Source organism: Nitrosomonas sp. (assembly GCF_019752415.1).
Lineage (GTDB): Bacteria > Pseudomonadota > Gammaproteobacteria > Burkholderiales > Nitrosomonadaceae > Nitrosomonas.
This window is the reverse complement of sequence record NZ_JAIEME010000092.1, coordinates 1-10,387: the sequence shown is the minus strand read 5'-3', so window position 1 is coordinate 10,387 and position 10,387 is coordinate 1. Positions and strand designations below refer to the sequence as shown.

Below are 10,387 nucleotides of genomic sequence, written 5' to 3'. Positions count from 1 at the left end.
AGGCGAAAAAGCGCAGTTTATGCTTAATAAATGAGCATTTTGAGCCTGTTTTTAACACCGCAGCGGCAACGCAGATAGTTTTTCAACGGCCTGCTACACGAATCAGGATGACCAATCTAGGCATGTCGGTGGCCGTAAAACTTTAACAATTTACGAAAAAAAGAAGCCTGTAGTCCAATTCTGATTTATTCAATAACTCCATAACAACCACCGCCTTCTGTGCAAATCAGATGCACCGCTCTTTAGGTAAATATCTCGCGACTACAAAATTTAAGAACTGCAATGAAAAATGGTTATTCGATTTCAAAATCTATAGGTTTAAATTTAAAATTATTTGATTGTCCAGCGGAACATGCAGTTAATCCGATCAAAAGATCCATTTTAGCTACAAATGTAATTTTATCTCCTGCACGACTCAGTGGAGGCAAGACAGCTATTTCTCCTGAAGAGGCATCTACACTGACATTCATGAAAATATTAAACGCGATGGGTATTTGATCTGGAATTATACCGAATGGTCCAAGAACCTCTTCAAGATTGCCTTGACAACCTGGAAGAGGATTTTTATCACCGTAAATAATACGAAAAGTATCTTTAGAACAGGGCGTTAATGTGAAGTCGTGACGTCCGACATCGTCATTAATAATTTCTAGCATTGGATTACTACGGTTGCTATAAAGCAAATCTCCAGTCGTCAGAAAAAGCTTACTTGCGTAGTCAATGGATCTTCCTGATGAAATATACTCTCGAATGTCAATTTTGTTATAGGCAACAAGGTCACCAACCTGTTGTCCTTCTGTATCAACTACTGTTAGAAATTGACCTTTTTTCAGTTCAAATGCTTTCGCTGAGCACGGTTCAATTCTGGTCATCTGTTTTTTATATTCTCTTTGTGCTGCAATGGGCATTCCCAATTTTCATCAACCTTTCTACCACTATACTGTGGCGCTTCCGAATCATTCCCAAAATCATCAAGCATAGGATTAGGTCCTCCAGAAAATTCAGTATCCCTTTTCCTCACCATTCCTTTTATGCGCTCATATTTATTTTTTTCCCTTAAGACTTCAAACTGCGCGTGAAGATTAAACACAAGTGCCGGGTAGGAAAAACGTCTTGCAAGTCTAGAAGCATGTGGATGTAGTCCTACTATAAAGAAAGAATGGCCGCCTATGCTCATGGAGAAATGTGATGAGTTTGCATCGCTGTCTACGTTTTCATCCCAACTTTGACCACGAACTGCATCAAAATTGTGTAAATTTTGTAAGCGATCCCATAATGCTTGTTCAAATTCTTCTTCGCTTAAATCTGTAGGTTGCCGATAGATGTTAATTAATGTTTTAAAAGAAATATTATCAATTGTATCTAGAGCAAGGTTTTTTCCAAAATCTAAAAGCGCAGAATAAAGCTCTACATCATTCATAGGCTGAGTGATGTTATCTCCTACTAACAATTCTATATTATCGCGATTATTTGCAGACTTAGCTGGTACGCAAGGATAATCCTCTCTTGATAAAAACTCATCCAGTAGCCCTCTGAGTGCATTTCTATCTAATGAGCCACTAATTAAATATTTATCGTATGCGTTCATAATTTATTCTAAATTTCAGCCACTTAATGTTCATCAAAATTGTGAGTGAGGTCTTATGCTTAGTGGAAATATCTTGTCCATCAAAACTTGACCCCAGTTCGTTGTATTAACCCAGCGATTAGCATTAATACATGGTTTCTTAAATCAAAAAGCTATTTAAGCCTTTGCCTGAAAATAATTGAAATTAAAGTGATCAGCATTACTATGGAGTAAGTTTGGCGGTAGGAATTCGAGAACTCAATCCTTTTGTATGTGCAGTCGTGCCCTCATAAAATCTATTGCAACCGTTTTTTCTTCAAACTAATAATTGAGAAGATTGCAAGCTTTCTTCAATACAAGAGCCCCTTGTTTGGTCTCTATGGCAGCTCCAGGTTCTATTTCCATCACTCGCAGTTTTTACACTCTGCCACTGTTTTTCTGTCATCCCATAATCTCCTAGCTACAGATTGCCATAACTTCATTATCCAAGCCCAAGACAACCGATTCCGGCTTTCAAGTTTTAAAAATCAGCTTCCGCTAATAGGAAATTTTAAATTCTTCCTGAGATGGCATTATGCTTTTAACGTTGAATATTCAGAATAACAACCATTAAGCAGAAGCTTATATATAACTATAGAGCTTCGAGTGAATAAACTCTGTGCGGAGGCACACAGAAATCTATTTATTGGTAAGCGCCTAGCGCTACTATCTAAAACATATCTAGAATTTTAGATTCTGTCGCAATAATTGAAAAATGCATATTTTTGGCAAGCAAATATGCCAACTTCTGTTATTAGACGAATTTATTTGCATTCCTTGCGCAGCTTGGCACAGTGAGCCATGCGCGGGATTGCATTGGAAGCATCCTTTGGCCACAAGGATTCAGCTGTCCAGGCTACGGCAACGCGAATTACTAATTGCTTAAGGGGGTAGGAAACACAAGAACTTCCAATGCAAGTGCTGCCGATTGCAGACATTTCTGATCGCAGGCACCTTGTTCCAGAGCACTCACTTGGCGCTAAGCATCTGGTTCTTAGCAATTCATCTGATCAGGCAAGGGTCGAACGGGATGCCAAGTTTGCGCTGCGTGGTAATGTCCAGGTCGGATGACACTTACCTTTGCGGAGAATTGGCTGGCAGCAAGGCAGGCCGGGGTTCCGAGAACAAGGTGCCTTTTGTGAAGGCTATCTCGCTCAGTGCCGAAGGCCGTCCCCCTGTATTTTAAAATAGCGCTGGTCCAGGGTTTTGCTTCCATCTTGTGAGGCTTCCTCTATGTCTACTCGCCGCTGCAGCCACTACCGGGACTCGCCCGGCACGTTGGCTGCGGCAAGCTGAATAATCTTTCTAATCAGGAACTATTAAAGAAGAATCGCAATTCCAACTCAATGTGGAATCGCGGCTAAAATTATAGATTTCTTTTTGCATAAAATGAAAGGTTGAGTCCATATCAAAACGGGTTAAGGTAATTTTAGGAATTAAATCCGTATTAATATCTATTAAATTAAAAGAATTGGGAGCTCCAGATCGGGTTCTTGACGACAGACAAGTGCCGGCGACAGATAAAATTATTTTTCGCTGAATGTGCGGATAACGTGCGCTAGATAAATTGACATAAGGATCATGAATATGTCCACCCACAACCATATCAACATTGTGGCGGTCAAAAAGTGCAATGGCATCATTTCGTCCCTTAAGTAGATTTTTATCATCAATATGTTTCGCACAATCCATGGGATGGTGAAATGCCACAATGCGTACTTTACAGTGAGAATAATTTTCTTGAAACTGCTTCTCCAAGTAAGAATGCTGAAAATCCCCCTGTATGTGCCGCCAACGACTGGTTGAATTTAAGCATGTAATACAGAGATCTTTCAAAACAATATTTTGATCTAGTTTTTGCTTAAATATGTTTTCATATCCCTTGTAGGGATGAAAAATTCGCTCGTAAATATTTCCGAGTGATATATCGTGATTACCCGGCACTGCAATCACAGCCGCTGCCCCAATTTGATCAATGAAATATTTTGCGGCTTTGAATTGATCGACCCGTGCCCGCTGGGTGATATCACCCGTTAGAAGAATTAAGGCGGGTTGAACCTCCCTTAAAATATTAAGTAGCCCTTCTCCCACACCCATACGAATTGTCCCAAAATGGGGATCGGAAAGATGAGCCACCCGCAATAAACTCATTTTATGGGCTCACTGGTCAATGGTGGTTGGATTGGTAAAACCATGTTGAGTGATTGAGGCTGAGTCCTAATATGAAGAGGCGAGTTCATTGTCATGATCTCTCCATCCAAGACAACCATATGCGACGGCTTGCGTGTAAAAATAGTCAGAGAGTTAACACAAAAAGAATTAACATTTTTTTCATCTTCTAGTGTTCTAAATATTCCCCGCATAATAACTGTGAAAATTTCAGATTTAGTGACCGGCTTCAGCATTACAACTGCTAGAAGATTAGCTTTCATACAATGCGCCACATTCAGGGCAAGATTTTTTAACTGTAAAGCATTGTTGCCAATAAAAATCATTGGAGTATATACCGTGCCAAGTTTCTTCTCGCTAAGCAGATCTACTTTAAGTAGCCGGTGTTTGCTAAATAAACTAAAAATCGTTGAAATAATCACTACCAAACGATGTCGGCCAAATCGGTCTGTATTACTTTCGCGGTCTTTGATAGCTTTAGCATATAAACCTAAGCTAGCATTATTCAAAAAAACCTGCCCATTCACTAATCCTACTCTTACCAGCTGAGGTATTCCTGTCAGTGCTAAGCGAAATGCCTCTACAGGATCTTCAGGAATATTATGGGTGCGTGCAAAGAAATTAAAGGTTCCGAAAGGTACAACGGCGAAGCGTACATTTTTTCCATAAGCTACTTGAGCAACACTACGAATTGTTCCGTCACCCCCAGCCGCAATAACAACATCGCAATTATTCAATGCTCGCTCGACGGCAATTCGGCTTTGCTGCTCAAGCTCCTCAGGACAGTGGATTATGTATTCGACAAGTTCATAATTTAGCTCCTCGCAAATATTTTTAAATTCTTGAGTTAATGTTGAGCCTTGCCCAACTCCTGATTTTTCGTTGCTTATAAGATGCGCACGCGGTCTCACCAATATAACCAAAGCTCTTCTCCTAAAGCAATATGATTTTGTATCATATAAATAAAATTATCTACCTGAGGGTTATAAACGATTACAGAGGTTTCTTAAATTTATGACTTTCCTCTGTAAAAATGTATTTCTTAACTGAGGTTACAATTCAAGTTAAGGAGATGATGAATGGGCAGCAGAGAAAGTTAAGAGAGCACATTGTACACACTGGAATACAAATTAGAGGCAGTTCGGATGGGCTCAGGGTGGTCAATCTTGTGCGGCGTCAGGCAATGGATGAAGGATAGATTGGCTTACCTACTACAACCACAGAAGACTTCAAACCACCCATGCGCTTTCCACCAAACTGACTTTGGCTAGCCACTCAACAGAAAGATAAGCTAATTATATAAAACTGTTCACCTATGATTGCTGCAGAAATGAAAACCACTTATGGCTTGAATCTATTTGTGACAAACCAGTGACCTGCGAAAAGGGACGACACGCTCCCTAAATATTTCCAACTGTGCGTTACCGTACCGACCGATATTGTTCCAGCGAATATTCTAAAAAAGTGATGACAAATATTATTCGCTGTTCTGGTCATCACTTAAATTAAACTACAGAGGAAATCATGAACAGTGATCAACTAAAAGGTCGCCTGGAAGAGGTGATAGGTAGATTTAAAGAAGTTGCTGGCAAGATAGTCAATGACAAGAAAATGGAACTAGAAGGAAATATTCAAATGAATGCTGGTAAGGCTCAAGCAAGTTGGGAGGATGTCAAAGAAGTTATAAAAAAAGACAGCAGAACGAAGATCACTAATGGATTTATCGTTAAACCAATGGAAAATAGTTCTGCACACAGCACACCCAAATACTTGCAATTATATTTTTACCGGATTTTAAAATGAATATGAATAATATTACTTTATTAGCAAGCCTCTTTATAATGGCAATCATTTCTTTTAGCGCAATTGCGGAAGACACTCCTTTAGATCAAGCAATTCAACACGCTCAAGCAGCGGCTACTTCGTCTGATAGTAAAGCGGTAGTTCAGCATGCTACTGAAGCCATAATGCAAGCGACAGCTGCTATCAAAATGAAGCCAATAGCTGGTCGATATGACAAAAACGAGGACAATCATATTAGTGAAGGCCTTAAGTGTTTGGATGACGCAGTTAAAGAAGGGAATGCTGGCCATACAGATGCAGCGAAAAAAGCCGCTTCAGACGCGGTTAATCATTTTAAGCAAGCAGCAAATATAAAATAATCCTTAGATTTCTTAAGAAACTGTGGATAAAATTAATATCCACAGTTTCTTATAGTTTTCTACAGCGATTCCTCCTTGTAAATGAACTATTCCTCCGAATGAATAGATATGTAAACACTATGAATTTCGGTTTAATCGCTCCTAAAAATCTTTAACGATATATTTTCTACGCGTAAACCTACTATACTTCTCGAAGTAAATTTTATGGTTTAATGGTCTAACTGATTAATGTTGTGTATGTTTCTTTGGTCCCACAGTGAAAAGACTATTCCCTAAATTTTAGCACCGAGCTCAGCCCGTAATCCCTACGCATCAATTCATTATCCGGTTGGATCGCAATACAGTATTATCTCACTCCCACTCATCGCCCTTTCGTTATTTATCGGTATGACCGGCTATCACCTCTTTGAGGACCTGAGTTGGATTGTTTCATTTCTAAATGCACCAAATGTTACTGGGCGGAATGGGGCCTGTAAACACACCAATCACTTTTGGCGGCAAGCTCTTTGTGGGTATGTATGCACTTTATTGCGGCCTGATTGTTATCGTTGCGGCTGCGTTATTCTCGCACCGGTTATACATCGCGTCTTTCACAGATTCCACTTGAAGGACCGTAATCAATGAATCGATTTGACCTAGAACTATCAAGATGATATCTCACTTTTTACACGAAACGGATTTGAATAGTTTCTAAAACATTACCTGATTAGAAAGATTCTTCAGCTTGCCGAAGCCAACGTGCCGGGCGAGGCCCGATAGTGGCTGCGGCGACGAACAGACGTAGAGGTAGGGCGCAATTGCCATTGCGCCAAATGAAAATCTTCGTGCAATGCGCTTCGCTTACTGACATTTTATCAATGCCGTCGTTATTTTGCCGGATCACTTACACTGTATTTGGACGCTGCCCCAAGTCGATGCAGATTTTTCAACCTGCTGGAATATGTTGAAAGGTTACTTTTCCCGTCACATAGCAAAAGGAGAAAGAATTTCTACCGGCCGGAAATCCCGCCGGGAAAGAGGAATATGGCAACGTCGATTCTGGGAGCATCTTTTGCGTGACCAAATTGATTTTAACCGGCACGTCGATTATATTCATTGGAATCCTGTTAAACATGTTTGGGCAAAAAGAGTAAGCGATTGGCCTTATTCCGGTTTTCATCGTTATGTTGAACAAGGTGTCTATCCCTAGAATTAGGGAAATCATGAAGACTATGATATCGAGGGGCTTGAATGATTGGTCCGATGCGCCTCCTTGCAGTCGGCACATCCTGCATAGCTATTGAAATTCCAGAAGAACATTGGCTTAAAAGCCGAATTTTATTAACCGCCGCTCTATTATTCTTGCGGCATTTTTTGAACGCGATCAGAAGATATGGAACACAAAGATAAACCTGGAAACAAGCCGCCGCAAAGAATTCACCCAATCGCACATTTCCTTTTTCTCACACGCTGGTTACAGTTGCCTTTATACCTGGGATTGGTATTAGCGCAATGCGTGTATGTGTTTCATTTCTGGGTTGAGCTATCCGATTTGATTGGCGCGGTCTTAGGGAATCAAAATTCATTACAGCATATTCTCGACACAGTCACGATTAAAGGGGCAGAAAGACCCACGAAGCTGACAGAAACGGCGATTATGTTAGTTGTTCTGGGTTTAATCGATGTGGTGATGATCTCCAATCTGCTGATCATGGTGATTATCGGCGGTTATGAAACCTTTGTCTCGCGCATGAATCTGGAAGGACATCCGGATCAACCGGAATGGTTGTCGCATGTGAATGCTTCTGTTTTAAAGGTTAAACTGGCAACCGCCATTATCGGGATTTCGTCGATACACCTGCTGAAAACCTTTATCAACGCCAGCGCTTACGATGAAAAAACATTGCTTGCACAAACGGGCATACACATGGCTTTTTTACTTTCGGCCATTGCCATTGCCTATTGTGATCGCATTATTATGCAAACCAGTCAACAATCGGCTGAACACTAATTCCAATAACCCATTGTCTCAGGCTACAGCCGTAACATCATGCAATAACCGCAGTATTCCCTGCAAAGCTGCAGTCACTGCCAAACGCCGTATGGTTTCACGATTTCCTGTAAAAAACCGGGTTTCTTGTTGCACTAAACCCTCTTTGATCGCCCAGGCAAAACAAACCATTCCTACGGGCTTTGTTGCAGTCCCGCCATCGGGGCCGGCAATCCCGGTGATCGATACACTAATCTGCGCACGGCTTCTGTTCAACGCTCCGAGGGCCATTTCCTGGGCAGTTTGCGCGGATACGGCGCCATATTGATCCAGTGTCGCTTGCTGAACGCCCAGCATGTCACATTTGGAAGCGTTGCTATATGTGATAAACCCCCGCTCATACCAGGCTGAGCTGCCTGCCACGGCAGTCACGGCTTGACCTAACCAGCCGCCGGTACAAGATTCGGCGGTTACCAGCAGCAATCCGCACTGAGCAAGGCGTTCACCAACTTTAACTGCCAAATCGTAAGATTCTTGATTTATATCAGAAATTTCATAACTCCGTTTCAATATTCTGGTCAAAGACAGACCATCCAATCCGAGAGAAACTAAATACCACTTTAACCTGCCATCGTGCTAATCTCTAAAAATAGGGAGCCTGAATCATTATATTGGAATCTGCTTTTATTTTCTTCGGCCAGAGCTATGCAAGCTGATCATTCCTCAAGAATGCCTTTTATTGATGCCTTAAAGGCCATCTGTTGTTTGCTGATCATCAGTCATCACTTGGCCATTTATGGCCCCATGTCGGATATCGCCTACCCGTTGATCCCTGCTTTATTGGATTGGTTGCGTGAATACGGAAGAATCGCTGTGCAAATGTTTTTTGTCATCGCAGGTTTTCTTGCAGCTGCAAAACATGCGCCACAGGGATTATCTTTAGTCACAGAACCAATCCGGCTGATACAACATCGCTACTTGAGATTAATCACACCGTATCTGGCCGCTTTAACGTTAGCGATTGGATGCGCCGCATTGGCCAGAGTCTGGATGAACCATACATCGATTCCTGGTACACCCAATTTGTTTCAGCTGTTGGCACATATTTTTTTACTACACGATCTGTTAAACCAGGAAGTCCTGTCAGCAGGCATCTGGTATGTTGCCATTGATTTTCAGTTATTTGTCCTAACGATTCTACTCTTCTGGATTTCCAAACAAATCCAGAATCGATACCCGGATTTTCAAATGCTCGGTCTGGTTTTAATTATCAGTTTAACAACCGCTTCTTTATTCTTTTTTAATCGGGACAGTTACTGGGATGAAACGGCTTTATATTTTTTTGGCTCGTATGGTCTTGGTATTCTGATTTATTGGGCTTCTGTCAGCCGGCATCAGCTTTTCTGGTTTATCGTGCTGAGCGCATTGATTTTTGCAGCGTTAACCGTCGATTTCCGTTCACGCATAGCCTTAGCAGGCAGTGTCATGCTGATATTGGGATTGGCTCAGTACTATGACGTTTTGAACAGTAGGCGTGTGCCCGGCTATCTGGCTTATCTTGGGCGCGCTTCCTATTCTATATTTCTGGTTCACTTTCCGATATCGCTGGTCATCAATGCGGCATTCTTCAAATTCTTACCGCATCAGCCAGCCATTCACTTATTCGGCTTGCTGTTAGCCGTTGGCGCGAGTATCGGCGCGGGTATTTTACTTTTCAACTGGCTTGAAGCGCGTCCAGTAACGCATCGGATGCATATCCTGCTGCCCGCAGGATTTATAACGTGCGGTTTATTCGTGACATTGCTTGGAAATGGCTAGAAACGATGGATTTGCTGAAGACATTAGCAATCACGGACTTGAATTCAAGTTTTCATCCATAAACGCGCCCAATGATTTTATCCAGAGTGGTTGCATAAAAATGAAACCGATATTGTGCCCGCCTTCCAGTGTCAGAAATTGTTTCGGTTCCGGCGCTGCCTGAAACAACTGCTGGCCATGCTCAAACGGTATGATTTCATCCTGCGGGCTATGCGCGATAAAAACCGGGCAAGTCACCGATTGCAGGGATTTGCGTGTGTCGTAATCAAAACGGCTGATCCAGCGTACCGGCAAGAATGGGTATAGCTTTGCGGCCAAGTCGGGAATTGAAGTGAATGTGGAAGCCAGTACCAGCAATCCAGGTTTTTCACGCGCAGCCAGCCAGGCGGCCACGGCGCCTCCAAGCGATTCGCCATACAGTACAATCTGCGCCGGTGCAATGCCGCGGATCTCGGTCAGATAACGCCAGGCAGCCTGCGCGTCGAGATACGTGCCGGATTCAGACGGAACGCCACTGCTTTGGCCATAGCCGCGATAATCAAACAGCAGCGTGTTGTAGCCCAGCCGCTTGAACATCGCCAGATAATTGATGCGGTGGGAAATATTTCCGGCGTTGCCATGAAAAAACAGCACCGTGCCTTTGGCATTGGGCGCGGACATCCA

12 protein-coding genes are annotated in these 10,387 nt (G+C 42.2%); 6 read left to right on the top strand and 6 right to left on the bottom strand.

Annotated elements, in window-relative coordinates:
* Positions 1 to 293: 293 nt before the first annotated feature.
* From K2P83_RS12880 to K2P83_RS12865, 4 genes are all read right to left on the bottom strand, one after another.
* Positions 294 to 908 carry an urea carboxylase-associated family protein gene (locus K2P83_RS12880; RefSeq protein ID WP_292929811.1) on the bottom strand — a complete coding sequence of 205 codons (615 nt, stop codon included), beginning with the start codon at positions 906 to 908 and terminating at the stop codon, positions 294 to 296.
* Positions 869 to 1,588 carry a guanitoxin biosynthesis heme-dependent pre-guanitoxin N-hydroxylase GntA gene (gene gntA, locus K2P83_RS12875; RefSeq protein WP_292929809.1) on the bottom strand — a complete coding sequence of 240 codons (720 nt, stop codon included), beginning with the start codon at positions 1,586 to 1,588 and terminating at the stop codon, positions 869 to 871. The genes K2P83_RS12880 and gntA overlap by 40 nt, the downstream gene beginning before the upstream one ends.
* Positions 1,589 to 2,911: 1,323 nt before the next feature.
* Complete coding sequence (locus tag K2P83_RS12870; RefSeq protein ID WP_292929807.1) at positions 2,912 to 3,757, bottom strand: metallophosphoesterase; 846 nt, start codon at positions 3,755 to 3,757, stop codon at positions 2,912 to 2,914.
* Entirely contained in the window at positions 3,754 to 4,698 is a 945-nt protein-coding gene (locus tag K2P83_RS12865; RefSeq protein WP_292929805.1) for a diacylglycerol kinase family protein, read from the bottom strand. Before K2P83_RS12865 ends, K2P83_RS12870 begins: the two co-directional genes overlap by 4 nt.
* 601 nt (positions 4,699 to 5,299) lie before the next feature.
* On the opposite strand from K2P83_RS12865, the gene K2P83_RS12860 reads away from it, so the two are divergent.
* From K2P83_RS12860 to K2P83_RS12840, 5 genes are all read left to right on the top strand, one after another.
* The gene (locus tag K2P83_RS12860; RefSeq protein ID WP_292929803.1) at positions 5,300 to 5,578 is read left to right on the top strand and encodes a CsbD family protein; all 279 of its coding nucleotides are present in this window, start codon (positions 5,300 to 5,302) and stop codon (positions 5,576 to 5,578) included.
* On the top strand, positions 5,575 to 5,937 hold the full coding sequence (gene smbP / locus K2P83_RS12855; protein WP_292929801.1) for a small metal-binding protein SmbP: 363 nt from the start codon (positions 5,575 to 5,577) through the stop codon (positions 5,935 to 5,937). Before K2P83_RS12860 ends, smbP begins: the two co-directional genes overlap by 4 nt.
* Before the next feature lie 439 nt (positions 5,938 to 6,376).
* Positions 6,377 to 6,544, top strand: a complete 168-nt coding sequence (locus K2P83_RS12850; protein WP_292929799.1) for a hypothetical protein — start codon at positions 6,377 to 6,379, stop codon at positions 6,542 to 6,544.
* A gap of 246 nt (positions 6,545 to 6,790) precedes the next feature.
* Positions 6,791 to 7,126, top strand: a complete 336-nt coding sequence (locus tag K2P83_RS12845; protein ID WP_292929813.1) for a transposase — start codon at positions 6,791 to 6,793, stop codon at positions 7,124 to 7,126.
* A 183-nt stretch (positions 7,127 to 7,309) separates the two neighbouring features.
* The gene (locus tag K2P83_RS12840) at positions 7,310 to 7,927 is read left to right on the top strand and encodes a YqhA family protein (protein ID WP_292929797.1); all 618 of its coding nucleotides are present in this window, start codon (positions 7,310 to 7,312) and stop codon (positions 7,925 to 7,927) included.
* Positions 7,928 to 7,945: 18 nt separating this feature from the next.
* Here the strand turns inward: K2P83_RS12840 and K2P83_RS12835 are convergent, their stop codons facing one another.
* Positions 7,946 to 8,428, bottom strand: a complete 483-nt coding sequence (locus tag K2P83_RS12835; protein WP_292929795.1) for a CinA family protein — start codon at positions 8,426 to 8,428, stop codon at positions 7,946 to 7,948.
* 183 nt (positions 8,429 to 8,611) lie between these two features.
* Between K2P83_RS12835 and K2P83_RS12830 the strand changes: the two genes are divergently transcribed.
* Positions 8,612 to 9,724 carry an acyltransferase gene (locus K2P83_RS12830; RefSeq protein ID WP_292929793.1) on the top strand — a complete coding sequence of 371 codons (1,113 nt, stop codon included), beginning with the start codon at positions 8,612 to 8,614 and terminating at the stop codon, positions 9,722 to 9,724.
* A gap of 30 nt (positions 9,725 to 9,754) precedes the next feature.
* Here K2P83_RS12830 and K2P83_RS12825 read toward each other — a convergent pair.
* Positions 9,755 to 10,387 (bottom strand): alpha/beta hydrolase (locus K2P83_RS12825; protein WP_292929791.1); only part of this gene is annotated, 633 nt, incomplete at its 5' end.

Bases quoted from the DNA above. Each gene is read 5' to 3' on its own strand.
- K2P83_RS12860 (WP_292929803.1), top strand. From the start codon at position 5,300: ATGAACAGTGATCAACTAAAAGGTCGCCTGGAAGAGGTGATAGGTAGA.
- K2P83_RS12830 (WP_292929793.1), top strand. From the start codon at position 8,612: ATGCAAGCTGATCATTCCTCAAGAATGCCTTTTATTGATGCCTTAAAG.
- K2P83_RS12870 (WP_292929807.1), bottom strand. From the start codon at position 3,757: ATGAGTTTATTGCGGGTGGCTCATCTTTCCGATCCCCATTTTGGGACA.
- K2P83_RS12880 (WP_292929811.1), bottom strand. From the start codon at position 908: ATGCCCATTGCAGCACAAAGAGAATATAAAAAACAGATGACCAGAATT.
- K2P83_RS12850 (WP_292929799.1), top strand. From the start codon at position 6,377: ATGCACCAAATGTTACTGGGCGGAATGGGGCCTGTAAACACACCAATC.
- gntA (WP_292929809.1), bottom strand. From the start codon at position 1,588: ATGAACGCATACGATAAATATTTAATTAGTGGCTCATTAGATAGAAAT.
- K2P83_RS12840 (WP_292929797.1), top strand. From the start codon at position 7,310: ATGGAACACAAAGATAAACCTGGAAACAAGCCGCCGCAAAGAATTCAC.
- smbP (WP_292929801.1), top strand. From the start codon at position 5,575: ATGAATATGAATAATATTACTTTATTAGCAAGCCTCTTTATAATGGCA.